The following is a 25,688-nucleotide window of genomic DNA, read 5'->3' on the forward strand; positions in this document are numbered from 1 at the left end:
ATAGGCAACAGGATTTTAACGTCATTATTTCAAGAATTTATTATTCGGATTCTGTTGGCTTTTCAGCTTTTTTGATATCAATACTCAATTCTTCTTTTTTCGAATCAAAATCGATGATAATATCATCGCCCTCGGTGAGGTTTGATGATACAATTTCTTCAGCCAAAGCATCCTCAACATACTTTTGAATAGCTCGTTTAAGCGGTCTGGCGCCATACTGTTTATCAAAACCTTTTTCCGCAATAAAGTCTTTCGCCTTGTCGGTAAGCGTCAGGTTATACCCTAAACCTTTGATTCGGTCTAGCAGTTTACGCAATTCGATATCAATAATTTTGTTGATATCTTCCTTCTCTAAACTATTAAATACCACCACATCATCAATACGGTTCAAGAACTCCGGAGCAAATGATTTTTTTAAGGCATTTTCGATCACACTTCTCGCATTAGCATCTTCCTGTGCTTTTTGAGAAGCAGTTCCGAAACCAATACCGGTACCAAAATCCTTAAGTTTTCTGGCTCCAATATTTGAGGTCATTATAATGATCGTATTTCTAAAATCAATTTTTCTACCTAAACTGTCAGTTAAGTAACCGTCGTCGAGCACTTGAAGAAGCATATTGAACACATCAGGATGCGCTTTTTCAATTTCATCAAGAAGAATCACGGCGTAAGGCTTGCGTCTCACTTTTTCAGTTAATTGTCCACCTTCCTCATAACCAACATACCCTGGAGGCGCACCAATTAAACGTGAGATCGCAAATTTTTCCATATACTCACTCATGTCGATACGTACTAACGCATCATCACTATCGAATAATTCTCTGGAAAGGACCTTCGCTAACTGGGTTTTACCAACACCGGTTTGTCCAAGAAAAATGAACGAACCAATAGGTTTATTAGGATCTTTTAAGCCCGCACGATTACGCTGAATCGCTTTAACCACTTTAGATACAGCTTCATCCTGACCAATTACTTTACCTTTTATAAGGTTAGGTAACTCAGCCAATTTATTGATCTCTGTTTGAGCGATACGATTCACAGGTATACCGGTCATCATAGAAACGACATCAGCAACATTATCCTCCGTTACAATCTCACGATGCTGTTTTGTTTCTTCTTCCCATTTTTGCTGGGCTATAGCTAACTCTTTTTCAAGACGTTTTTCATCATCTCTAAGTTTCGCTGCCTCTTCGTATTTTTGTTTTCGAACTACAGAATTTTTGGTTTCCTTAACGGCTTCCAGTTTTTTCTCTAAATCGATAATTTGTTTTGGAACATCAATATTGGTAATATGTACACGTGAACCGGCTTCGTCTAAAGCATCAATGGCCTTATCCGGTAAAAAGCGATCAGTCATGTATCTTGCGGTTAACTTGACGCAGGCTTGAATAGCTTCAGGGGTAAAATCAACATTGTGATGCTCTTCGTATTTACTTTTAATATTATTTAAAATTTCAATGGTTTCTTCAATCGTGGTAGGTTCCACAAGTACTTTCTGAAATCTTCGCTCCAGAGCACCATCTTTTTCAATATATTGACGATATTCATCGAGGGTAGTGGCACCAATACATTGAATCTCACCACGAGCTAAAGCGGGTTTGAACATGTTTGACGCATCTAGACTACCGGTAGCACCACCAGCTCCAACAATGGTGTGGATCTCGTCAATAAAGAGGATCACATCATCATTTTTTTCAAGCTCATTCATCACGGCTTTCATGCGCTCCTCAAACTGGCCACGATATTTCGTACCAGCTACTAAACTTGCCAAATCCAGAGTTACCACGCGCTTATTAAATAAAATACGGGATACTTTACGCTTCACGATGCGAAGTGCCAAACCTTCTGCAATTGCTGATTTACCTACACCGGGTTCACCAATTAAAAGCGGATTATTCTTTTTACGACGGCTCAACACCTGAGAAACACGTTGAATTTCTTTTTCTCTTCCTACAACCGGGTCTAATTTGCCATCTTCCGCAAGGGCGGTTAAATCACGACCAAAATTGTCTAATACCGGAGTTTTACTTTTTTTGTTACTTTTTCCGGACGGAGCATTAAAGATATTTTCCTTAGAATTATCGTCATCTGCCTGAGAAGCATCATCATCCTGGAACGATTCTGCTTTAGGCTCTATGTAATCACTGTCGTTTGTTATCATTGATTTAAATTGTTCTTTAACATTATCGTAGTCTACTTTCAACTTATTTAAAAGTTTTGTAGTTGGGTCATTTTCATTTCTTAATATACATAACAATAAATGAGCTGTATTTATTGAAGTGCTTTGGAATAATTTCGCTTCAAGAAATGTTGTTTTTAAGGCACGTTCAGCCTGCCTTGTTAAGTGTAAATTCTTTTTTTGATTAGAGGCAATCGTAATATTGGGATTGGCAGGACTTAAAATTTCTACTTTGCGTCTCAGATGGTTTAGGTCAACCTCCAAGGCGTTCAGTATATTAATCGCCTTCCCATCGCCATCACGTAACAGCCCAAGCATCAGGTGCTCAGTACCGATAAAATCGTGTCCTAAGCGCAGTGCCTCCTCCTTGCTGTAAGCAATAACGTCCTTTACTCTTGGTGAAAAATTATCATCCATAATCTATCCTTTCTGCTTTTAAAAGTACTAAAACATTTTACAAAGGACAAAAACTATACCTTAAATTAAATGTATGTTGCTAATTGACGAAAAAAAGTTTATAAAATCAAAATATTTCATGTATTACTTATTAACTGAAAACACCCCTAAAATTGTTAATAAAAAACATGAAAAAACGAGCCTGTATGCCCTACAGTCACTACCGAAATTCTTATATTAGCACGTTATGAATAATGGATAAAAACTAAACTAATTTTATATGGCAGAAGGTGAAAAATTGATACCTATCAACATTGAAGATGAGATGAAATCGGCTTACATTGATTATTCAATGTCAGTCATTGTGTCACGTGCACTACCAGACGTAAGAGATGGTTTAAAACCTGTACACAGGAGAGTTCTTTTTGGGATGCACGAATTAGGAGTTAGATCAAACTCCTCCTACAAAAAATCCGCAAGAATAGTGGGTGAGGTTTTGGGTAAATACCATCCTCATGGTGATACTTCGGTATACGACACTATGGTTCGTATGGCTCAGGAGTGGAGCTTACGATATATGTTAGTTGATGGTCAGGGAAATTTCGGTTCTGTTGATGGCGATAGCCCGGCAGCGATGCGTTATACAGAAGCCCGTATGCGCAAAATATCTGAGGATATGCTTGCCGATATTGACAAGGAGACTGTAGATCACCGATTAAATTTTGATGATACATTACAAGAACCTACTGTTCTACCAACTCGTGTACCGGGACTTTTAGTGAACGGCGCTTCGGGTATTGCCGTTGGTATGGCAACGAATATGCCTCCGCATAACCTGTCCGAAGTTATCGATGGTACGATTGCTTATATTAACGATTCTTCTATAGAAATTGAAGAACTGATAAAGCATGTAAAGGCTCCTGACTTTCCTACTGGTGGAACAATCTATGGTTATGATGGGGTTAAGGAAGCCTTTGAAACAGGTCGTGGACGAATTGTGATTCGTGGGAAAGCGAATATTGAAGAGGTAGCTGGCAGAGAATCTATTATCGTTACAGAGATTCCTTATCAGGTGAATAAGGCGGATATGATTAAGAAGACAGCCGATCTTGTTAATGATAAGAAATTAGAGGGCATTTCAACGATCCGCGATGAATCCGATAGAAATGGAATGCGAATTGTTTACGTTTTAAAGCGTGATGCGATACCTAATATAGTTCTTAATAAACTATATAAGTATACCGCACTTCAATCTTCATTCAGTGTAAATAATATTGCATTAGTTAACGGTCGTCCACAGTTATTGAATCTTAAGGAACTGATTCATTATTTTGTAGAACACCGTCATGAAGTTGTTGTAAGACGTACGAGATACGAATTACGAAAAGCTGAAGAGCGTGCTCACATTTTGGAAGGTCTCATTATTGCTTCGGATAATATCGACGAAGTGATTGCGCTGATTAGAGCTTCCGCGAATGCTGAGGAGGCACGTGAAAAATTAGTAGAACGCTTTAAACTTACTGAAATTCAAGCGAAAGCCATTGTTGAAATGCGTTTGCGTCAACTTACTGGTCTGGAGCAAGATAAGTTACGTGCGGAATATGAAGAATTGATGAAGACCATTGAAGACCTTAAGGACATTCTGGATAAGAAGTCCAGACGTATGGAGATCATTAAGGAGGAATTGGAAGAAATCAAAAGTAAATACGGAGATGAACGCCGTTCGGTAATTGAATATGCAGGTGGTGATTTGAGTATTGAAGACATGATTCCTGACGAAAAAGTGGTTATTACGATTTCTCATGCAGGTTACATTAAACGTACTTCGCTTTCAGAATATAAAACACAGAATAGAGGTGGTGTTGGACAAAAGGCTTCAACAACGCGAAATGAAGACTTTCTTGAATATTTATTCGTAGGGACGAATCACCAGTATATGTTATTCTTCACACAAAAAGGTAAATGTTTCTGGATGCGGGTATACGAAATCCCGGAAGGAAGCAAAACTTCTAAAGGAAGAGCGATTCAGAATTTGATCAATATAGAACAAGATGATTCGGTAAAAGCTTTCATTTGCACTCAGGATCTGAAGGATGAAGAGTACATAACCAGTCATTATGTCATAATGGCCACGAAAAATGGTCAGGTTAAGAAAACTTCATTAGAGCAATATTCTCGACCAAGAACAAATGGTATCAATGCGATAACGATTAAAGACGACGACGAACTATTAGAAGCTAAGCTTACTACAGGAGAAAGTCAGGTGGTGTTAGCTTTAAAATCTGGTAAGGCCATTCGCTTTGAAGAAGCTAAAACGCGTCCTATGGGAAGAAATGCTTCCGGTGTACGTGGTATTACGCTTGCCGGCCCTAAAGATGAAGTGATTGGTATGATTGCCGTAGATGATATGGAGAGCAACATACTTGTAGTCTCAGAGAATGGTTATGGTAAGCGTTCAAGTCTTGAAGACTACAGAATTACCAATAGAGGTGGAAAAGGTGTGAAAACTATTTCTATTACGGAAAAAACTGGTAATTTAGTAGCTATAAAAAATGTAACCGATGATGATGATCTTATGATCATCAATAAATCGGGAATTGCTATTCGTATGGCAGTTCAGGATTTACGTGTTATGGGAAGAGCCACGCAAGGTGTTAAATTGATAAACCTTAAAGGAAATGATTCTATTGCTGCTGTTGCAAAAGTTATGCATGATGATGATGAGGTTGATGAGGCTGAAGGAATAGAATCTGAGGCGTCTTCGGAGGATGGCACAACTCTTGATAATACTAATGATGAAAATAATTCAGATACATAAATTAAATATTTTAAAAATGAGAAAACAATCACTTTTTATCATAGCCTTGTTTACGGGTACTTTAATTTTCGCACAAAAAAGGGAATTAAGGGATGCTGAAAAGGCACTCAAATCATCTAATTATGCTGAGGCGAGAGCAGAATTAAAAGCAGCAGAGGCTTTGATGTCGGAAATGGATGAAGATTTAAAATCCAAGTATTATTACTTAAAGGCAGAAACATTATATGCTGGAGGTAATGGTTCTTTAAAGGATATTCAGGAAGCTCAAGAAAATTTAGATAAAGTAAAAACAGAATACAAGAAAGAAGCTGGCGATTTTAAAATAAAAATGGCTAACGAATTAATCCAGAAAGGGAATGATTTCTACACCAAAAATGATTACCCTAAAGCTTCAAAATATTTTGAGCAATCTTTTAGACTATCCACAATTGATACAACTTTCCTATATTATGCTGCCGCAACTGCCTTGAACACGCAGGATTATGATAGAGCGTTAAATTTATACGAAGAACTTAGAGACCTTGGTTACACAGGTGTTCAGAAAGAATACTATTTAACGAATAAAGAAACAGGTGAGGAGCAAGTATATGATAAGAATACCTTTGAATTGTATAAAAAGACCAAAGAGTATATCAAGCCGGAAGTACGTTTAGCGGAATCTAAACGACCTGAGATTATTAAAAACATTGCTTTGATGTATATCAACAATGGTGATAATGAAAAGGCTATAACCGCGATTCAAGATGCTCGTAAAGAAGATCCAAATGATGTAAATTTGGTTCTTAATGAGGCGAATATTTACTTAAAAACAGGTGATAAAGAAAAGTTCAAGGAGCTTTTAGAAAAAGCGACCCAAATGGATCCGACTAATCCGGAATTATATTATAACCTCGGTGTTGTAGCTTCACAAAGTAATGAACAGGACCAAGCAAAAACTTATTACGAAAAGGCCATTGAGTTGGACCCGGAATATATTAATGCATACATTAACCTTTCAGTTTTAGCCTTGGCTGATGAAAAGAGCCTTATCGAGGAAATGAATAGCCTTGGAAACTCTGCAGCCGACAATAGACGTTATGACGAGTTAAAAGAAAAGCGTCAGGGGTTATATAGAAACGCTGTGCCTTATCTAACAAAAGCTCTGGAAATAGATTCTGAAAATCTGGATGCGGCTCAAACCCTAATGAATATTTACAGTATTCTGGGTGAAACGGCCAAATTTAAAGAATTGAAAGCTAAAGTTGCGGAATTAGAATCTAAGTAAGACCGACATAAATACATTAAATAAAAAAACCTTCAGAGTACTCTGGAGGTTTTTTTTTATATAATTTTTTTAATCACTCTTAGCTTATGGGTATGCATTTTTTTATCGACATTATAAATACCGGAATGGTCCAATCGATCAATCCGAACTTTACCATGGGCGTGAATAATGTAATTATCTTTCATAATAATCCCAACATGGGTAATTATACCTTCATTGTTATCAAAAAAGGCTAGGTCTCCGGGTTCACTTTCTTCAATAAAACTTAAAGCTTCACCCTGTGTGGCTTGTTGCGAGGCATCCCGTAATAACTTATAACCGTTGAGCTTATAGACCATTTGGGTGAGTCCTGAACAATCGATACCAAAAGGCGTTTTGCCACCCCATAAATAAGGGGTGTTTAAATATAGGAAGGCTGTTTCGATAATATTATTTTTGGCTTTTTTGCCTTGAGTAGTATGGCCGTCAAATTGGTGGTTTAATAGCTTTAAGCCATTCAAGGTAGCCCCTAAAGGAATAGCATATAGCTGTTGATTAGGGTCTTGAATGAATTCAATGAGATCACTTGAGAGTTTTGGTGTATTTTTCTCGAGTGACTTATAGTCATCCTCCGAAATTTCTACATATTGTTTATTGTCCACCCAACACTCATACCCATCATAACATAGACGGACTCTGCTCCAGGATTTGCGTTGTTCCAAAATCTTAAAAATTTCACCGTATAATAATTGAGAGACCAATTCGCTGGTATCATTAGGTTCAATTCTAAGAGGAACAATACTTAAGTTACAAATTCCGTACAGCATTCAAGTTTAGTTACGTTCAATGACCATTGCCGAAGCTCCGCCGCCACCATTACAGATTGCAGCAGCTCCGATTTTCGCATTGTTTTGTTGTAAAATACTTAATAAGGTAATTAAAATACGAACTCCCGAACAACCAAGGGGATGACCCAAGGATACCGCACCACCATTTACGTTAACATTTTTGTCGTTCAAACCAAGTATTTTCATATTAGCCAAACCAACAACCGAAAAGGCTTCGTTAAATTCAAAAAAATCAACTTCATCTATTGATATTCCTGCTTTATCAAGTGCCTTTGGAAGGGCTATGGCGGGGGCTGTGGTAAACCATTTTGGTTCTTGGGCCGCATCCGCGTAACTTTTAATGGTCGCTAAAGGCTTTAAGCCTAAAGCTCCTGCTTTTTCTTTACTCATCAAAACCATGGCACCAGCACCATCATTTATGGTAGAAGCATTAGCAGCCGTAACGGTACCATCCTTGCTAAATGCAGGGCGAAGGCTGGATATTTTTTCCATGCGGATATTTTTAAACTCTTCATCCTCGCTAACCACAATATCATCTCCACGACGCTGAGGTACATTGACAGGAACTACTTCATCCTTAAATTTCCCGCTTTCCCAGGCAGCAGCTGAGCGTTTATAAGATTGGATAGCAAAAGCATCTTGATCTTCACGAGAAAATTTATATTCTGTAGCACAGGCATCGGCACAAACTCCCATGGCATTTTGATCATAGGCGTCTACTAAACCATCTTTTTGCATACCATCGACTAAAGTCGTTGGTCCAAATTTTGTTCCGGTTCTAGCCTGTAAATAATGTGGTATTAAACTCATGTTTTCCATACCGCCGGCCACTACAATATCGGTGTCGCCCAAAGCGATCGATTGTGCTGCCTGCATGACGGCTTTCATGCCTGAGGAGCAAACTTTATTCACTGTTGTACAGGGTACGGTATCTGGAATTCCTGCATAAATAGCAGCTTGTCTGGCAGGTGCTTGCCCGGCTCCCGCCTGAACGACGTGACCCATCAAAACTTCTTCAACCAGTTCAGGTTTTAAATTAATTTTATCAAGTGCACCTTTTATCGCCACCGCCCCTAGTTTTGGAGCAGGAATGGTCGATAATGCACCCATAAAACTTCCTATTGGAGTTCTGGCATACGACACAATTACTACTTCTTTACTCATAACGTCATCTTTAGTTTAGTACTCGCGAAATTAATCATTTTTTAGCACAAACTGAATGATTCACACCTTAGAAAAATGTGGCAGCTATTATTTTTATTACATTTGAAAACCTTTTAATTTATAATGAAAGACTTTATAAACAAATTATACAGAAATCACTCCCTGATTTACAAAGCACTTTTGTTTGTTTCTACCACATTCGTTATTGTGTATCTCTTTCCGAAAAGTGGTAAGTTCAAATACAATTTTGAAAAGGGTAAACCGTGGCAATCTGAAAATCTCTATGCCCCGTTTGATTTTGCTATAAAAAAGTCTGAGGACGAAATTTCTGCTGAAAAAAAATCAATCACCGAAAATGCTACGCTATACTTTGATATCGATGAAACCATTAAGTCCTCGGTTGAGGAATTATTTAACAAAGACTTTGAAAAAACCTTTTCTGATTCAATTACGAAACGGCGATTAAACCAATTATATAATATTGGACAAGCCATTATTGATGATGCCTACGATTATGGTGTTCTTGATGAAAACTATAATTTTTCAAACGATAGAACCATTGCCATCGTTGCCGGTCGCGTCAAAAAAAAGGATGGTTTATATGCCGATTTAACCAGGCAGGATCAATTAACAGGGATTATAAATTCATATTTAACCAAAGAAAATCTACAAGATTTTAAAAACGGATTTACGTCACTATTTTTCGATCTTATTCAGCCGAACTTGAGTTATGACAAAGCATTTACGGAGAAGGCACTTCAGGAAAGTTTAGATAAAATTATTTTTACTCGTGGTAGCATAGAACGTGGTACTTTAATTGTTGCCAAGGGTGAGGTGGTTCAAGGCGATAAATTTCAGATATTAAAATCTTTGGAATCCGAGTACCAGTCGCAGGTTTGGAATCAATCGAGCTTTTATTGGGTTTTGTTTGCTTATACCTTATTGGTGTCATTAGCCTTATTGATGCTACTCTTGTTCTTGCGGAAATACAGGCCATCGGTTTTTGACCATAATACCAAGGTGACCTTTATATTCTTCAACATCTTTTTGATGGTATTTTTAACCACTTTGGTGATCAACTATAATTCAAAATACATATATGTGGTCCCCATTTGTATAATGCCGTTGATCTTTAAAGCGTTTTTCGATGCGCGTTTAGGTTTGTTCGCACACGTAATCACAGTATTACTATTAGGGTTTATTGTACCGAATAGCTATGAGTATATGTTTCTTCAGATCATCGCCGGTATTGTTACTATTTTAACGGTATCCGAGTTGTATAAACGAGCAAATTTATTTATTTCCGTGGGGCAAATAACCCTGATCTATATAGTGGCTTATTTTGCCTTTTTCGTGATCCATGAAGGTACTATTGAGACTTTGGAGTTAACTGTTTTTGGATTATTTATTTTAAATGGTTTAGCTACTTTATTCGTACAACCATTAATATACGCTTACGAAAAATTATTTGGTTTAGTGAGTGATGTATCGCTATTAGAATTATCAGATACCAATTCAAAATTACTAAAAGAGTTATCCAATGTAGCACCGGGAACTTTTCACCACTCCTTAAATGTGGCGAATTTGGCTGAAGCTTCGGCCAATGAAATAGGGGCTAATGCGATGTTGGTGCGTGTAGGAGCCTTATATCACGATATTGGTAAAATGAAAAATCCAACTTATTTTATTGAAAATCAATCAACAGCTATCAACCCTCATGACGAATTATCTGCCAAGGAAAGTGCGAGTATCATTATCAATCATGTGATTGATGGGATTGAAATTGCCCGAAAGAATAATTTACCAGATCGGGTTATTGATTTTATCCGAACCCATCACGGCACCAGTTTGGTATACTATTTTTATGTGCAACACAAGAAAGATTTTGATGAAACAGACACGGCCGATTTTAAGTATCCCGGGCCAAAACCTTTTAGTAAAGAAACCGCAATCCTCATGATGAGTGATAGTATTGAGGCTGCATCAAAAAGTATAAAGGAACCAACTACGATCAAGATTGATGATTTTGTTGAAAATATAATTGATAAGCAAATCGAGGAGGGGCAATTTTTAAATGCGAATATTACCTTTAAGGAGATCCAATCGATTAAAAAAGTATTAAAATTAAAGCTTGCCAATATATATCATTTACGTATTGAATATCCCGAATAAAAAAGTAAATAAAAAGTTGCGTTGTTCTTTTGATTAAATTACATTTGCAACCGCAATTTTATTGCATAAGTTCTTGTTAGAATTTAGGAGAGGTGCCAGAGTGGTAATGGAGCAGATTGCTAATCTGTCGACGCGCAAGTGTCGCCCGGGTTCGAGTCCCGGTCTCTCCGCTAATATTTTAAGATAACCCACTCGGGGTGTAGCGTAGCCCGGTTATCGCGCCTGCTTTGGGAGCAGGAGGTCGCAGGTTCGAATCCTGCCACCCCGACAAATTAAAGCGTGGAACTCCTGTGGAAAGCGCGCTTTCCTAAAGGAGTGGAAAGGTTTAATTTTAAATTAAAGTTTTACTTTAATTTGCAACAAACCTATTCAGGATCAATTTTATTAATCCTGCCACCCCGACAAATTAAAAGAGTGAATTTATTTTACTCGGTTAGGTCGCGTAGCTCAGCTGGATAGAGCATCTGCCTTCTAAGCAGACGGTCACAGGTTCGAATCCTGTCGCGATCACAAAAAGCCACACAATTTTAGTGAGGCTTTTTTGTTTTTGTGCTGTTCACGAGGGCTCTGAATGTATTAATATTTTTTATTATTTCTGTTTTTTTCATCAGTTACCCAGCAACGTTTAAATTACTGATATCTAATCTTAAAGTGTTGGAGCCTTTTTAGATTTCTATTAGTGAATTATTAAGAAGTATTAATTTCAAACTTAGACTTTTAATCTTCTTCTTTAGAGTAAATGCCGCCATGAGATCTTCGGTCAGAATATAATTTATTCAATTTAACTAATTTTTATAATAGTTTATTATCTTTAAAAAAACTAACTAACCAATGATTCAATTCTTTCGTAAAATGCGCTATAACCCTAAGGTAAAGAATAAAATAGGTAAGTATGTTTGATTAGCCGTTGAAGAGATTTTACTGGTAGTTATTGGAATATTAGTAGCACTTAAAATCAATATTTGGAATCCGAATCAAATGAATAAAATTGAATGTGAAAAACTATTTTAATAAATTACCAAGATAAAAATGAATAAAAAAGTAGTACTTCGATTTAATTACTCGATAATTATTTTTTTAAGTATTGGTATTTACTTCACATCCATAGAATCATTAATTGGGCAAACAGAATCTTTAGAACCTATAATTTCTTCTTTCAGTAAGTATAGTAATCCTTATAGAGAGCTTGCCTATTGTCAATTAAATAAAAGCACATACTTAAAGGGAGAAATGCTTGGGTTTAGTGCGTATGTTTTGGATAAAGATCTAAAAGTCCCTTCTAAAAACTCAAAAAACCTTTATTGCGTTGTAACTGATAGTAATAACAAAATTGTTAAAAGTAAATTGGTAAGGTTAACAGATGGATTTGCTAATAATGTATTTAGTATAGATAGTAGTTTTACATCTGGCAATTATACATTTAAAGCATATACCAATTGGATGAGGAATTTTGATGAACCTAATGCCTTTATCGAATTGTTTCATGTTATTGAACCAGAATCAGAAAATGTTGTTAAAAAACCTGTAATTGAAGAGAGTTTAGATGCTCAGTTTTTACCTGAAGGTGGTTATTTAATAACATCTGTACAAACGGTTGTAGGTGTTATAATAAAAAACGCACAAGGTTTAGGAGTTTCAAATATTGAAGGCAAGGTTTACAACACAAATAATGAATTAAAAGCAACATTTAGAACCAATGAAATGGGTATTAGTAGATTTTTATTAATCCCTGATATCAATGAAAGATATATCGTTAAAATTAATCACTTAAATAGGATTTCCAAATATCAATTAGACGATGTAAAACTTAAAGGAATCTCTATTAATGTTAATAACACTAGAAATAGTCTCGCTATAGTCTTTAGAACTAATGAGGGTACATTAAATGACATTAAAGGAAAGCTTTTTAAAATGACAATTCATAACGGAAAAGGAGTAAATGGATTCACTTTTAGATTTGATAGAAAGGAAATCGTAAGAATTCTTGATTATAAATTACTATTTCCAGGCACCAATATTATTACGCTATTTGATGAACAAAACAGACCCATCTTAGAACGGCTGTTTTTTAATTATAACGGTGTGAATCTTTTAACAACGGATAATCTAATTTATGATGTGCGTAGAGATTCCACTCACATAAAAATACCTCTCAAGAATTTCGGAAATGAGTCAAATATATACTCTAACATAAGTATCTCAGTGCTTCCAGAAAAAACGAAAGCACATCAAAGACATCATAATATTATTTCTCATACCTACTTACAACCCTACCTTAAGGGCTATATTGAGAATGCCCAATATTATTTTACAAATGTTGATTTTAAAATTAAATATGACCTTGATATCTTATTAATAACTCAAGGATGGAGCAGTTATAAATGGGATAATATCTTTGAGTATAACATCACCGACGATTATGCTTATGAAGATGGAATTGTATTAAGAGCCCATCAACAAGATAGTAGGCAGAAAGATTTTGTAATATATCCACTGAAGTATAGCAATGTAGTAGTTTTAAATTTAACTGATGATCAAAATAGATTTGTTGTTTCCAACCTATATCCTACTGGTGACGAAAGACTGAGTATAGGTACTTTAAATAAAAGTGGGAAAACAAAGGACAGTCCAAAATTATATTTACAATTTTTTCCATCTAATATTTCCAATTATAATTTTAACAATTATATATTACAACCAAGAACTTCAAATTTAACTCAGAATTTGTCTGATTCAATGTTTACCCAAGTTGATCTTAATTTAACACAGGTGCTTGAAGAAGTTGTAGTTGAAGGTAAATCAAGAATAACTAAAATCAAAGATTTAGAAAATTCATTTAGTAGGGTTGATATTTTTGATGATAAAAAAAGAGCAATGAATCTTACATTGGCGAGTTATATCAATTATTATGTGCCCGGCTTTGTTGCCTTTGAAGGGGGAGGTACCTTAAGCATAAATAAAAGAGTGACTACAACATTAATAGGTGCTAATCAAAGTCCCCTTATTTATTTGGATGATTTGCTTATTTCGGGTTTAGATTATTTTTATGCTTTTGATATGAGTAATGTCGATTACGTAACGGTGAATGAGAACGGAAATGGAGAAGGGTTTTTAGGAGCCAATGGGGTAATTAAAATATACACTTCATTTGATTATAGGAAGAAAAGAGATGATAATTCTTTTAGGCAGTTTGATTTTCCTTTAACTTTCTCAGAAGATAAAAAATTTTATGCTCCAAAGTATAAAGTATATAATGATTCATTTTTTAATGAATATGGGGTAATTGACTGGTTTCCAAGATGCTCCTTGGATGAAAATGGAATTTTAAACTTCACAGTCTATAATCCGGCAAAAAATGATATGAAACTTTTTGTTGAAGGAGTTACAGGTGAAGGAAATTTTGTGTCGGAGACAATAGTTTTAAAGCTGAATGATGACAATTAACAATTTTAAACCAGCCTTTTAAATACCGTTACAGCTAAATTTTGTTTATCAATTCATTTATCGACTTAGACTTTAAATTAGTCATTAAAGTCTTTTTTGAATCACTAAATATATCGTGTAATGAACACTTATTCTCTTGGTCACATTCTTTAAACCCTAATGCACAAGTACTAATTGATCTTTGTGTGTTTAAAACTTCGATGATGTCATTTAAATTTTGATTTTTATCCTCTTCTTTTAAATAAAATCCGCCATGAGGTCCTCGCTCAGATGATATTTTATTCGCTTTGGCTAGTTTTTGTAATAGCTTAGATAGATATGATAGAGGCACATTAGTATGAGAGGCAATATCCTTAGCCTTTAATTTCCTTCCTTCATTTGAGTGGAGTGCTAGGTGTAGAACAGCCTTAATAGCGTATTTTGATGAATTTGAAAGCATTTTCAGGACTTAAATAATCTATTGCAAAATAAAAAAGACTTCTATGTCTTTAATATGATAAAAGTCATATTTTTTCCTGTTTTACTACCATAAGTTTGTATTCCAATTACTACTATTCGTTTCAATTAAAACCATATTATGAAAACAACATCCAAATTATTTTGTGCCTTAATCATCTTATTCCTGGTTAGTTGCGGAGGAAAAGAAAAAGAGAAAGAGAAAGAGTCTTTTACTTACGAAAAAACAGAAACAACCGCAGACAAAAATGTTAGTATGGAAGAAGAAAATATCCCTGCTTCAAAAACCATCGATCTTAACAATAAAGGGGTAGGACCAATAAAGGAAATAAAGCTGGATAGCGAAATCAATCAGGAATTAGTAACTCAAGGTGAAGATATTTTTAAAAAAATGTGTACCGCATGTCACAGGGAAAATAAAAAATTTATAGGCCCTGCGCCTCATGGTGTTTTAGAACGAAGATCTCCAGAATGGGTTATGAATATGATCTTAAACCCTGAAGGAATGGTGCAAAATGATCCTTTAGCAAAAGCATTGTTAATTGAATTTAATGGGTCTCCAATGGCAAATCAAAACCTTACTGAAGAGGAGGCGAGAGCTATTTTGGAATATTTCAGAACTTTAAAATAATAACATATGAAAAATATAAAACCTTTATTATTAGTTTTTGCTTGCTTATTTTTTGCGTTTTCTTGTAAAAATAATAGCAAAGACTCAAGCTCGGAATCTGTAACTACAGAAGAAAATAATACGAATAAAACAGGACAGGCATTTATTGTTGATGATGCGTCTACACCTAACTGCCTTCAGATAGCTATGGGCTCTCCAGACCATAAAACACTAGTAGCAGCTGTTCAAGCGGCACAAGTAGAAAATGCTTTGGTTAATGTTGGTCCTCTTACTGTTTTTGCCCCTACAGATGCTGCTTTTTCTGCTTTACCAGAAGGAACGGTGGAAAATCTGGTAAAACCAGAAAACAAAGAAGTCTTGGCTAACATTTTAAAATACCATGTTACACCAGGTAATTTAAGCACTTCGATTTTAACCAAACTCCCAAAATTAGGCCAGGCTAATAATCAATATGTAAAGGTAGAGGTTGTTGATGGCAAACCAGTTATAGGTGGGGCAAACATTATAGCTTCGGTTAAAGCGGGTAATGGTATTGTACATGTTATAGACAAGGTTTTGTTACCTCCTAATGAATAAATAATTAACAATAATAAAATAGAATATGAAGAATTTTTTAAAATCGGCAATTGGAATAATCATTATTATAATTGCATTTACAGCTTGCAACAATAAGTCTGGTAAATCCGGAGCTCTAGCTAGCAGCGTTGCAGAAAAAGTTTATGTTGCTCCCGGAGAGCATGATGAGTTTTATGCCTTTGTCTCGGGGGGATTTAGCGGACAGTTATCTGTTTATGGGTTGCCTTCAGGGAGATTGTTTAAAGTTATTCCGGTGTTCTCTCAGGATGCAGAAAAAGCCTATGGTTATAATGAAGAAACTAAACCAATGTTAAATACTTCATTTGGCTTTATACCATGGGATGATGCGCACCATCCGGATATTTCTCAAACTAACGGGGTTATAGACGGACGATGGGTGTTTATTAATGGAAACAACACGCCTAGAATTGCAAAAATTGATCTTTCGACTTTTGAAACTACCGAAATTTTAGAAATCCCCAATAGTGCCGGAAACCATAGTTCTTCATATGTTACCGATAATACAGAATATGTCGTAGCCGGTACGCGGTTTTCTGTTCCCATTCCACAACGTGATATGCCCATAAACGAATATAAGGGTAATTTTAAAGGAACATTATCTTTTATAAAGGTTGATCAGGAAGATGGTGGTATGGACTTGAAATTTCAAGTTTTAATGCCTGGTTTTGATTATGATAAAGCACACCCGGGAAGAGGTAAATCGCATGGTTGGTTCTTTTTTACAACCTACAATACTGAAGAGGCTAGTACACTTTTGGAGGTTAATGCCTCTCAAAACGATAAAGATTTTATTGCTGCTGTAAATTGGAAAAAAATTGAAGAATTCGTAAACAATGGAGGTGGAAAAAAAATGGCCACTAATTATGCACATAATGTGTATGATGAAAAAACACATTCTGCTACTTCTACAATGAAAAAAGAAGTACTTGTTGTTGATCCTTCTGATGTTCCTGGAGCACTTTATTTTTTACCAACTCCAAAATCTCCACATGGTTGCGATGTTGATCCAACGGGTGAGTATATTGTTGGTAGTGGTAAGCTTTCTGCCGATGTTACGGTACATTCATTTACAAAAATGTTAGATGCTATAGAAAACAAAAAATTTGCAGGAGAAGCTTACGGAATCCCTATTTTAAATTTTGAAGATGTTTTAGCCGGTAGTGTTAAACAACCAGGTCTAGGGCCGTTACATACAGAATTTGATAATAAAGGTAATGCATATACGTCATTCTTTATTTCATCCGAAATAGTAAAATGGAAATTAGGGACATGGGAAGTGGTGGATCGTCAACCAAGTTACTATTCTATTGGTCATTTAATGATCCCCGGAGGTAACTCTCAAAAACCATTTGGAAAATATGTTGTTGGCATGAATAAAATTACTAAAGATCGGTATTTACCAACGGGTCCTGAAGTAACACAATCAGCTCAACTTTACGATATTTCTGGAGACAAAATGGAATTATTACTTGATTTCCCTACCGTTGGAGAACCTCATTATGCAGCGGGTTGTCCTGCAGACCTCATTAAACCTAGATCAAAAAAGATTTTTAATTTGGAAGACAACGAACATCCTTATGCTGCAAAAAGTGAAGCTGATACAAAAGTTGAAAGAGATGGCAATGTGGTACATATTTATATGACTACCATTCGAAGTCATTTTTCACCAGATAATATTGAAGGGGTGAAAGTAGGTGATAAAGTTTATTTTCATGTAACAAACCTAGAGCAAGATTATGATGTACCTCATGGCGTAAGTATGATCGGAGCCAATACATCAGAGTTGCTTATTATGCCCGGACAAACTGAAACCTTCCTTTGGGAGCCAAAACAAGTAGGGGTGTGGCCATTTTATTGTACAGATTTCTGTTCGGCTTTACACCAGGAAATGCAAGGCTATGTTAGAGTTTCTTCAGCTAATTCAAATGTGCCATTAAAGTGGTCGCTGGGAGAAGATATTGAATAAAAATAATGCTTTTGCATTTATTTTAGAAATAAGGGCGAGGGTATATTTATCCTCGTCTTTTTTCTAAAAAAGAAATGATTTAAATATAAAATGTAATACTATGAAAAAGTCTAATATAATCATGTTAATAGCGGCACTTCTGCCTTTAGGTTTATTTCTTTTTCCACTTTGGAAAATTACCTTGGAAGCCCCTCAATACCCAACTTCTTTGGGTATGAGTATATATATTAATGATTTTGCAGATGTCAATCCTCATGATATTAAAAACATTAATTTAATGAATCATTATGTAGGTATGAAATACATTCCGGAGAGCATTCCAGAATTTAAAATTTTCCCAATAGGAATAATAATAACCTCAATAATAGGGCTTTTAATCGCCTTCAAAGGGAATTATAAATGGTTCTTGTTTTGGTTCGTTTTAATGGTGGTTTTATGCTCGGCAGGCATGTATGACTTTTATCTTTGGGAATATGATTACGGGCATAATTTAGACCCTAAAGCTATAATGAAATTTACAAATCCGGATGGCACGCAAATGGGATTTCAACCACCTTTATTCGGGAGTAAGGATATATTAAATTTTACCGCCCATTCTTATCCTAGATTAGGTGCTTTTTTATTAGGTCTGGGTATTGCGTTTTCTTTTATTGCCTATCGGGTTGGGTTAAAGCAAAGTAAAAGCTTAAAAACTTAATAAAAATGAAGTCTTTAAACTGTTTTTTAATACTGCCGATGTTGCTGTTTTATAATTGCAATGTTACGCCTAAGCCCATAGATTACGGAAATGATGGATGTCATTTTTGTAGAATGACTATAGTGGATAAGGTTCATGCGGCTGAAATTGTTACAAAAAAGGGGAAGGTTTATAAGTTTGATGCCACAGAATGCATGATAAATTTTAAAAAATCATTCGATGTTTCAAAAATTGAATTGTACCTCTCTAATAATTTTACCGAGCCGGAAGTATTAATTGATGCCACTAAAGCAACTTTTTTGATAAGTGAAGAAATACCCAGCCCGATGGGGGCTTTTTTATCGGCCTTTAAAGATCCCACTGAAGCTCAAAAATTTCAAAGTCTAAAAGGTGGGACCTTATATTCCTGGGAAGAACTTCAAAATCATCTTAATTAATTGAACTGTTTTGTAATAAATATAAGCCTATTAATTTTCACCCTGATTGGTTATTCTCAAACCATAACGGTTTGCAATACCTGTCCTGTTTCTTCCCTAAAAAGTGCGATACAATTAGTAGAAAGAAACGGCACTATTATTATTGAAAAAGGCACCTATAAAGAACATAATATTATCATACATAAGCCACTAAACATTATTGGAAAAAATCAACCCGTTATAGACGGCGAATTAAAGGGAGAAATTATTACCATAGTTTCAGATTCAGTTTCTGTCGATGGTTTAAATATTATCAATGTAGGTAAAAGTTATACTGAAGATTTTGCCGCCATTAGAGTAAAAAAGAGCAACTATTTTACCATTAAGAATTTAGTATTAGAAAAAATGTTTTTCGGTATTTATATAGAAAAATCAAACCATGGCACCATATTTCACAACAGGATTATAGGTAATGCTACATCCGAGTATAATTCAGGTAACGGTATTCAACTATGGTATAGTAATCATGTGAATATTGAACAAAATCATATTCAAGGCGTGAGAGATGGTATCTATCTGGAATTTACGCATAATAGTTTTATTAAAAATAATACAAGTACAAAAAACTTAAGGTACGGACTCCATTTTATGTTTTCAAACAAGAATGTTTATGAAGCAAATTTATTTGAAAACAACGGCGCTGGTGTTGCTGTTATGTTTTCAAAAAATATTAAAATGAAATATAACAGGTTTAAAAAAAACTGGGGAAGCGCATCGTATGGAGTGCTTCTAAAAGAAATAAACGATTCTGAAATAATTGGTAATTTTTTTGAGGAAAACACTATAGGAATAAACATTGAAGGCTCTAATAGGATGCTTTACAAAAACAATAATTTTATAAATAATGGTTGGGCCATTAAAGTGAGAGGTGCGTGTTACACGAATACTTTTTTTCAAAACAATTTTTTGTACAATTCTTTCGATATTTCTTATAACAGCAAAGTAAACGATAATGTATTTAATCAAAATTATTGGAGCAACTACACAGGCTACGATTTAGATAAAGATGGTTTTGGAGATGTGCCTTACAGACCCGTTAAGCTGTTTTCTTATATAGTAAATAGAACGCCTGAGACGATAATTTTATTAAGAAGTTTATTTATTGATATTATAGATTTTTCAGAAAAAGTCTCGCCTGTTTTTACGCCGGACGATTTAATGGACAACAATCCCTTGATGAAAAAACACCATGATTAGAATTGAAAATTTACATAAAAGGTTTGGTAAAAACGACGTATTAAGTGGTTTAGATCTTGACATAAAAGAAGGAGGCATATTTGCCGTTCTGGGACCTAACGGTTCGGGAAAGACAACATTAATAAAATCTATTTTAGGGATGGTAATACCAAATAAAGGCAATATTTACTTATTTGGGAGCGACATAAAAAAAAGTCCTTATTACAGGAATAAGATTGATTACTTACCTCAAATTGCAAATTTCCCTAATAATTTAAAAGTCAAGGAACTCATCAACATGATCAAAGATCTTAGAGGTTACACCAAAAACGACACTGATTTAATAAGTCAATTTAGTTTAGAACCATTTCTTGATAAAAAATTAGGAAATCTATCCGGCGGAACCAAACAAAAAGTTAATCTGGTTTTAACCTTTATGTTCAATAGTCCTATTATGATTCTAGACGAGCCAACATCGGGGTTGGATCCTATTTCATTACTCACTTTAAAACAATTAATACAATCTGAAAAAGATAAAGGGAAAACGATATTAATTACCTCACACATTATGAGTTTTGTTGAAGAAATATCAGATGAAATCGTGTTTTTATTAGAGGGAAAAATTTACTTTAAAGGCACTATTAATGAACTAAAACAAAAAACCAACCAACCGGACTTTGAAAATGCTATAGCGACAATTTTAAAAGAAAACCATGCTAAAAATATTAAAATATAGTTTTTACGATTTAATCCGTAGTCGTTGGAGTTACGTATACTTTGCATTCTATTTGTTGCTTAGTTTTGTGTTGTTATTTTTAAATAATGACCTTTCTAAAGCGGTTATAACTTTAATGAATGTTATTATAATTATTGTCCCGTTAATAGGAACCATTTTTGGAGCCATGTATTATTACAATTCTAAAGAATTTACAGAACTCCTGTTAGCACAACCCCTAAAGCGGTCTTCAATATTTTTAGGTCAGTATTTAGGCGTAGCTATTTCCTTATCAATGAGTTTAATTTTAGGGTTGGGGCTACCTTTTATTTTTTATGGTTTATTTAAATCCAATAGCATTTGGGATTTTTCATTACTAATAATTACAGGAGCTTTATTGTCGTTTGTTTTTACGGCATTGGCTTTTAATATTGCTTTATCTAATGAAAATAAGATAAAAGGATTTGGCTATGCAATTCTTTTATGGCTATTCCTGGCTATTATTTATGATGGTCTTTTTTTAATGTCGCTGATACTTTTTGAAGATTACCCACTAGATAAACTCTCTTTGGTAGGCACGATGCTAAACCCGATAGACTTATCCAGAACACTCATTTTACTGAAATTGGATATTTCTGCACTTTTAGGTTACACAGGAGCTATTTTTAAACAGTTTTTCGGAACAAATTTAGGACTAGTAATATCCTTTATAATGTTATCCTTGTGGATCATTTTTCCTGTTATTAGAATTGTTTATAAAGCTAAAAGAAAGGATTTTTGATAATTTTAAAAGAAACTAATAAAAAATGCGCAGAATTAATCCCTCAAAGTATAGATTATAATTAAATAAGGAGCTACGTAAAGTAACTCCTTATCGAACCATAGATATTCTGTTTTGATTTTTATTTAGATGCGCTTCCAGGATAAAATGTAAGCGTACCTGTAAACACATGATCTGTTTGATGTTCTGGGAGAAAGCCGTCTGGAAAGTTGGCCCAGCCACCTTCGATCAAATTGACATAACTATCAGTTGTGCCGCTACCGGTTGCGCCCTCAAAGCGACCTGTACCGCCTGTAAACTCAAAGGCATCTCCAAACCAAAGTTCATAGTAAGGGTCATCGAAGATTTGATATATTTGACCTATGACTCCGGAAGGGGGAATGTTAAAGTATAATTCATCTCCATTCGCAGCTATAAACACCCCTTCACCTGCTTTATATTGGAAATTAGGGCCTCCACAAAAAGAGATTGTTGTTGTAAATTTTCCTAAGTGAGTACCCTCACCTTCACCCACCTGATAATTACCAGCCGCACCAAAATCTTCATCAGGATTGGTTGATCCGTAAGCTGAACAATCAGGGGTGAATGAATAATCTCTAAGGGTAAAAAAAGTAGCTTTAAATGGTACCGTTATGGCTTTTGGTGTTGCCATTTTTAGAGAAAATCCATCGGTAGGTTCTGTGCCTTGAATTTGCTCTTCTGAACAAGAAAAAAGTAGAAATAAAGAAGTAAGGGCTGTCATGAATAAATGTAAACGATTCATTTTTTAAAAAATTTAAAAATTGTTAAATAAAAAAATATAGAACCGAAAAAAGGTAGAAGAGTTGATTGGTTAAGCTAATTCAGTATATTAATCCCATAGCCATTTTACACCAATTAATCCTGGTGACACTTGTGCTTAAAGTGTTGAAATATAGAAAGATAAAAAAAAATTATTAATGATTAATATCAGATATTGTAAATAAATAATTTAATATTTTTAAAAGTTAGGCTAGTAGGGTGTCGAAAACTTGGTATTTATCGAAAACCCTTTTAAAACGGCCCTTCAAAAATAACGAGTTCTTAATTGGTTTTTCGACAAACGATTATCATTTTTTTCCCTTCATAATCCGTAGTGAAAAACAAATAAATATCGCCACCATCAGAGATCTTAAATTTCTGTCGTAATTGTTTTACGCTTTCCGGAAAATTTCGGGTCGTGATATTGGCTTTTTTTATTCCAGCTTTTTTAAGGTCTTTTTTACTGTAAGGAATGATATTCTCGATCTCAAACCGACGCCCTGGAAATTCAATTAATTTTTCACTAGTATATAAATGGGTGTGTTTATCGAGTTTGGAAACCTTGTATTTTTCAGAAATCAATTGAAAGGCCCCAGCTTTTAAGATGGATGCATTCGGTTCATATAAATATTTTTGAGGCGCATTATAGTTAGCAGAAGCGTATTTTTCTTCTTTTAACAAAAACGAAAATAATTCTGTATCGTCCTTTTTTAGATTTACGGTAATCACTTCAAGACCATATTGATAGTTTTTTTCTAAAACCCAAAGTAGTTCTTTTACTTCATTGTTCACACTAACCACATGAATTTGTTTAACAGATTCAAGCTCCTTTAAGCCAGCACTGAGATCTAATAAAGGTGCTGTTTTTATTAAAATATGATTACTGTGTTCAAAAAGTGTTTTTAAATGTTCCGGAACGTCGGGTAGACAATCTCTTAAAAAAAATACACGTCCTTTACTGTCGTGCCGTCTTGAGGGATCGATAAAGATCCAGTCGAAATGTTGCCCGGACTTTTTTAGATAGTCAATGCCATCCTGCGGAACGAACGTAATATTTGAAACTTTCAGTTGTTCAAAATTATGACTAACCAGCTTTGATAATGGCTCATCAATTTCGCAATGCGTTACGGCTTTAACTTTTTTTGCAAAATAAAAGGAATCTACACCAAAACCGCCGGTAATATCGATTAATGAACCACCCGAAATTAGACCTGATTTATACTCCGCAGTGATTTCGGAGGATGTTTGCTCGATATTTAACTTCGTTGGGTAATAAATTGCTGTAGTATGGAACCAGGTAGGTAATTTATCTTTGCAACGTTTTTTCGCCTCAATTTGTGATAAAAGTTCTTCGGTTTGAACACCAGGGAATGATGGTTTTTTTAAGGCTAAGTTTACCAAATCCGCATCCAGATTCTTTTCTATAAAATTCTGAACGGTTGTATTTAGAATGGCGGCATTCAACAAAAATAAATTATAGATCGCGGGTTAATTTTTTAACGATTTTGTTCTCGGATAGGAATTCCTTTAAAATAACCTTAATGGAGGTGTAGGTTGGAATAGCAATAATTAGCCCTACAATACCAAATAGAATACCAGCAATTAAGATCACTAAAAATATTTCTAGAGGGTGAGATTTTACGCTTTTTGAATAAATAATAGGCTGACTGAAAAAATTATCTACAACCTGCCCAATAGCAAATATTACTAATACCCCAAGAGTTTTAGGTAAAATCACATCGCTAAAATTCATACCAAGATTACTCGTCATTGTTAAGGTAACCATAATTACTAAACCGATTAAAGGACCTAAATATGGAATTAAATTAAACAGGGCACAAAGAAAGGCGATAACTATGGCGTTGTCTATCCCAACAACTAATAAGCCAATGGTGTATATAATGAAGAGCACCAAGATTTGGAGAATAAGTCCGACGAAATATCGAGATAACAGGTCTTTAATTTTAACATAAGACTTTTTCCAACGCATTTCTTTATCCTCAGGAATAAAAACCGTTAAACCACTCTCAAGTAAATGACTGTCTTTTAGAAAGAAAAATGAAATAAATAACACCGAGAACAAGCCGATACTAAAACTTCCAAGACTACTGATCACCGTATTTAAAAAATTAGGTATGATTGAATAATCTAAATTATCTAATAGATTTGAAGCTTTTAAAGATTGTTCAATATCAATCTGTTTGAGGTTGAAATAATTTACGATTTCGGTATACAGGTTTTCTATATTGTTTTGAAGGTCGTTAATATTTAAAAGTGATAAATTCTGTCCTTGTTTTAAGACCAGGGGAATAAATAAACTCATTAACCCCAAAAATATACTAAGCAGTAAAACAATTGTAGCCACAACTGCGATGGTATTTTTAAATTTCAATTTTTGAACTAGGAAAAGAACTATTGGGCGTCCAATGAGTGAAATTACAGCGGCAATGGCAACGTATGAAATTACCGAGCGAATATCGTATAATAAATATACCAGTAGGGCAATACCAAAGATAATCGCTACTGCCTTTAAAATCCCGTTTGATATAGTATTAGAGTTCATGCAGTAAATATACTAATTTGAGGGAATCAAAATCTCGGGAAGATTTTTTCTTTTTCATTTTAATGAAGAAAATCAGGGAAACTTTAATAATTGTTTTGTGATTTCATAAAGAGCAATATTTGCTGCCTGAACAACATTCATGCTGCTATTTTCGCCGAACATATCAATATGTAAAATAGTGTCTGAAACCTTTAAAGCAGCATCTGACACGCCTTCATTTTCATTTCCTACCACCACAGCAATAGGCTTTTTAAGAGAAAACCTATGGCTTTGAATAGCGGAACTCCTCGAAGTAATTTCAAGGGCTATGATATGATAGTTTTGTTTTTTTAAATCGGTTAGAACATTTACAATGTTTGTTTCAATTTGGTAAGGCACTATTTTTTCAGTGGCCCGCGATGTTTTTTTTATTTTCCGACTTAATTGAACATTTTCTCCACACAAGATCAATTTTTCGACTCCAAAAGCATCTGCAATGCGAAATAGACTTCCAATATTAGGAGCATTAGTTACCTCGTCGCAAACTAAAATAATTGGAAATTGATGTTTATTAAACTTGGAGTTGTAGTGGGTAAGCTGCATCGTT

General features: G+C 34.7%; 20 protein-coding genes and 3 tRNA genes. 15 read left to right on the plus strand and 8 right to left on the minus strand.

What is annotated here, in order from left to right; translation table 11 throughout:
* Positions 1-40: 40 nt before the first annotated feature.
* Entirely contained in the window at positions 41-2,596 is a 2,556-nt protein-coding gene (locus V8G61_RS08385) for an ATP-dependent Clp protease ATP-binding subunit (protein ID WP_394875098.1), read from the minus strand.
* Positions 2,597-2,855: 259 nt separating this feature from the next.
* On the opposite strand from V8G61_RS08385, the gene gyrA reads away from it, so the two are divergent.
* Both gyrA and V8G61_RS08395 read left to right on the plus strand, forming a co-directional pair.
* Entirely contained in the window at positions 2,856-5,393 is a 2,538-nt protein-coding gene (gene gyrA / locus V8G61_RS08390) for a DNA gyrase subunit A (RefSeq protein WP_394875099.1), read from the plus strand.
* Between the two features lie 16 nt (positions 5,394-5,409).
* A complete protein-coding gene (locus V8G61_RS08395; protein WP_394875101.1) occupies positions 5,410-6,657 on the plus strand; it encodes a tetratricopeptide repeat protein in 1,248 nt (415 codons plus the stop codon).
* Between the two features lie 56 nt (positions 6,658-6,713).
* Here the strand turns inward: V8G61_RS08395 and V8G61_RS08400 are convergent, their stop codons facing one another.
* Positions 6,714-7,463 (minus strand): NlpC/P60 family protein, encoded by a 750-nt coding sequence (locus tag V8G61_RS08400; protein ID WP_394875102.1) that lies wholly within the window; start codon positions 7,461-7,463, stop codon positions 6,714-6,716.
* A 6-nt stretch (positions 7,464-7,469) separates the two neighbouring features.
* Positions 7,470-8,648, minus strand: coding sequence for an acetyl-CoA C-acyltransferase (locus tag V8G61_RS08405; protein ID WP_394875103.1), 1,179 nt, complete (start codon positions 8,646-8,648; stop codon positions 7,470-7,472).
* Between the two features lie 123 nt (positions 8,649-8,771).
* Here V8G61_RS08405 and V8G61_RS08410 point away from each other — a divergent pair, with 123 nt between their 5' ends.
* The 5 genes from V8G61_RS08410 to V8G61_RS08430 all read left to right on the plus strand — a co-directional run bounded on the left by V8G61_RS08410 (position 8,772) and on the right by V8G61_RS08430 (position 14,264).
* Positions 8,772-10,820 (plus strand): HD family phosphohydrolase, encoded by a 2,049-nt coding sequence (locus V8G61_RS08410; protein ID WP_394875104.1) that lies wholly within the window; start codon positions 8,772-8,774, stop codon positions 10,818-10,820.
* 86 nt (positions 10,821-10,906) lie between these two features.
* Positions 10,907-10,990: transfer RNA gene (locus V8G61_RS08415), tRNA-Ser, on the plus strand.
* Between the two features lie 23 nt (positions 10,991-11,013).
* Positions 11,014-11,088, plus strand: a tRNA-Pro gene (locus V8G61_RS08420).
* A gap of 168 nt (positions 11,089-11,256) precedes the next feature.
* Positions 11,257-11,330 (plus strand) — tRNA-Arg (locus V8G61_RS08425).
* A gap of 519 nt (positions 11,331-11,849) precedes the next feature.
* Positions 11,850-14,264, plus strand: coding sequence for a hypothetical protein (locus tag V8G61_RS08430; protein WP_394875105.1), 2,415 nt, complete (start codon positions 11,850-11,852; stop codon positions 14,262-14,264).
* A 34-nt stretch (positions 14,265-14,298) separates the two neighbouring features.
* On the opposite strand, the gene V8G61_RS08435 is transcribed toward V8G61_RS08430, so the two are convergent.
* Positions 14,299-14,703, minus strand: coding sequence for an RrF2 family transcriptional regulator (locus tag V8G61_RS08435; protein ID WP_394875106.1), 405 nt, complete (start codon positions 14,701-14,703; stop codon positions 14,299-14,301).
* Between the two features lie 138 nt (positions 14,704-14,841).
* Here V8G61_RS08435 and V8G61_RS08440 point away from each other — a divergent pair, with 138 nt between their 5' ends.
* The 8 genes from V8G61_RS08440 (at position 14,842) to V8G61_RS08475 (ending at position 21,759) form a co-directional block, all read left to right on the plus strand.
* Entirely contained in the window at positions 14,842-15,351 is a 510-nt protein-coding gene (locus tag V8G61_RS08440) for a c-type cytochrome (protein ID WP_394875107.1), read from the plus strand.
* Positions 15,352-15,357: 6 nt separating this feature from the next.
* The gene (locus V8G61_RS08445; protein WP_394875109.1) at positions 15,358-15,927 is read left to right on the plus strand and encodes a fasciclin domain-containing protein; all 570 of its coding nucleotides are present in this window, start codon (positions 15,358-15,360) and stop codon (positions 15,925-15,927) included.
* Positions 15,928-15,952: 25 nt separating this feature from the next.
* Positions 15,953-17,914 (plus strand): Sec-dependent nitrous-oxide reductase, encoded by a 1,962-nt coding sequence (nosZ, locus tag V8G61_RS08450; RefSeq protein WP_394875110.1) that lies wholly within the window; start codon positions 15,953-15,955, stop codon positions 17,912-17,914.
* A 100-nt stretch (positions 17,915-18,014) separates the two neighbouring features.
* The gene (locus tag V8G61_RS08455) at positions 18,015-18,611 is read left to right on the plus strand and encodes a hypothetical protein (protein WP_394875111.1); all 597 of its coding nucleotides are present in this window, start codon (positions 18,015-18,017) and stop codon (positions 18,609-18,611) included.
* 5 nt (positions 18,612-18,616) lie between these two features.
* Positions 18,617-19,048 (plus strand): nitrous oxide reductase accessory protein NosL, encoded by a 432-nt coding sequence (locus tag V8G61_RS08460; protein ID WP_394875113.1) that lies wholly within the window; start codon positions 18,617-18,619, stop codon positions 19,046-19,048.
* Positions 19,049-20,284 carry a nitrous oxide reductase family maturation protein NosD gene (locus V8G61_RS08465; protein WP_394875114.1) on the plus strand — a complete coding sequence of 412 codons (1,236 nt, stop codon included), beginning with the start codon at positions 19,049-19,051 and terminating at the stop codon, positions 20,282-20,284.
* Positions 20,277-20,999, plus strand: a complete 723-nt coding sequence (locus V8G61_RS08470) for an ABC transporter ATP-binding protein (protein WP_394875115.1) — start codon at positions 20,277-20,279, stop codon at positions 20,997-20,999. The genes V8G61_RS08465 and V8G61_RS08470 overlap by 8 nt, the downstream gene beginning before the upstream one ends.
* Positions 20,977-21,759 (plus strand): ABC transporter permease, encoded by a 783-nt coding sequence (locus tag V8G61_RS08475; protein WP_394875116.1) that lies wholly within the window; start codon positions 20,977-20,979, stop codon positions 21,757-21,759. The genes V8G61_RS08470 and V8G61_RS08475 overlap by 23 nt, the downstream gene beginning before the upstream one ends.
* 121 nt (positions 21,760-21,880) lie before the next feature.
* On the opposite strand, the gene V8G61_RS08480 is transcribed toward V8G61_RS08475, so the two are convergent.
* The 4 genes from V8G61_RS08480 to V8G61_RS08495 all read right to left on the minus strand — a co-directional run bounded on the left by V8G61_RS08480 (position 21,881) and on the right by V8G61_RS08495 (position 25,684).
* A complete protein-coding gene (locus V8G61_RS08480) occupies positions 21,881-22,522 on the minus strand; it encodes a hypothetical protein (RefSeq protein ID WP_394875117.1) in 642 nt (213 codons plus the stop codon).
* A gap of 299 nt (positions 22,523-22,821) precedes the next feature.
* Entirely contained in the window at positions 22,822-24,003 is a 1,182-nt protein-coding gene (locus tag V8G61_RS08485; protein WP_394875119.1) for a class I SAM-dependent methyltransferase, read from the minus strand.
* A gap of 10 nt (positions 24,004-24,013) precedes the next feature.
* Entirely contained in the window at positions 24,014-25,102 is a 1,089-nt protein-coding gene (locus V8G61_RS08490; RefSeq protein WP_394875120.1) for an AI-2E family transporter, read from the minus strand.
* A 72-nt stretch (positions 25,103-25,174) separates the two neighbouring features.
* On the minus strand, positions 25,175-25,684 hold the full coding sequence (locus V8G61_RS08495; protein ID WP_394875121.1) for a TrmH family RNA methyltransferase: 510 nt from the start codon (positions 25,682-25,684) through the stop codon (positions 25,175-25,177).
* Between the last annotated feature and the right edge of the window lie 4 nt (positions 25,685-25,688).

This window comes from Gaetbulibacter sp. M240 (genome assembly GCF_043876815.1).
In the GTDB taxonomy this organism is placed as follows: Bacteria; Bacteroidota; Bacteroidia; order Flavobacteriales; family Flavobacteriaceae; genus Gaetbulibacter_A.

Coding starts and splice junctions, on each gene's coding strand:
- V8G61_RS08385 (WP_394875098.1), bottom strand. CDS start 2,596: ATGGATGATAATTTTTCACCAAGAGTAAAGGACGTTATTGCTTACAGC.
- gyrA (WP_394875099.1), top strand. CDS start 2,856: ATGGCAGAAGGTGAAAAATTGATACCTATCAACATTGAAGATGAGATG.
- V8G61_RS08395 (WP_394875101.1), top strand. CDS start 5,410: ATGAGAAAACAATCACTTTTTATCATAGCCTTGTTTACGGGTACTTTA.
- V8G61_RS08400 (WP_394875102.1), bottom strand. CDS start 7,463: ATGCTGTACGGAATTTGTAACTTAAGTATTGTTCCTCTTAGAATTGAA.
- V8G61_RS08405 (WP_394875103.1), bottom strand. CDS start 8,648: ATGAGTAAAGAAGTAGTAATTGTGTCGTATGCCAGAACTCCAATAGGA.
- V8G61_RS08410 (WP_394875104.1), top strand. CDS start 8,772: ATGAAAGACTTTATAAACAAATTATACAGAAATCACTCCCTGATTTAC.
- V8G61_RS08430 (WP_394875105.1), top strand. CDS start 11,850: ATGAATAAAAAAGTAGTACTTCGATTTAATTACTCGATAATTATTTTT.
- V8G61_RS08435 (WP_394875106.1), bottom strand. CDS start 14,703: ATGCTTTCAAATTCATCAAAATACGCTATTAAGGCTGTTCTACACCTA.
- V8G61_RS08440 (WP_394875107.1), top strand. CDS start 14,842: ATGAAAACAACATCCAAATTATTTTGTGCCTTAATCATCTTATTCCTG.
- V8G61_RS08445 (WP_394875109.1), top strand. CDS start 15,358: ATGAAAAATATAAAACCTTTATTATTAGTTTTTGCTTGCTTATTTTTT.
- nosZ (WP_394875110.1), top strand. CDS start 15,953: ATGAAGAATTTTTTAAAATCGGCAATTGGAATAATCATTATTATAATT.
- V8G61_RS08455 (WP_394875111.1), top strand. CDS start 18,015: ATGAAAAAGTCTAATATAATCATGTTAATAGCGGCACTTCTGCCTTTA.
- V8G61_RS08460 (WP_394875113.1), top strand. CDS start 18,617: ATGAAGTCTTTAAACTGTTTTTTAATACTGCCGATGTTGCTGTTTTAT.
- V8G61_RS08470 (WP_394875115.1), top strand. CDS start 20,277: ATGATTAGAATTGAAAATTTACATAAAAGGTTTGGTAAAAACGACGTA.
- V8G61_RS08475 (WP_394875116.1), top strand. CDS start 20,977: ATGCTAAAAATATTAAAATATAGTTTTTACGATTTAATCCGTAGTCGT.
- V8G61_RS08480 (WP_394875117.1), bottom strand. CDS start 22,522: ATGAATCGTTTACATTTATTCATGACAGCCCTTACTTCTTTATTTCTA.
- V8G61_RS08490 (WP_394875120.1), bottom strand. CDS start 25,102: ATGAACTCTAATACTATATCAAACGGGATTTTAAAGGCAGTAGCGATT.
- V8G61_RS08495 (WP_394875121.1), bottom strand. CDS start 25,684: ATGCAGCTTACCCACTACAACTCCAAGTTTAATAAACATCAATTTCCA.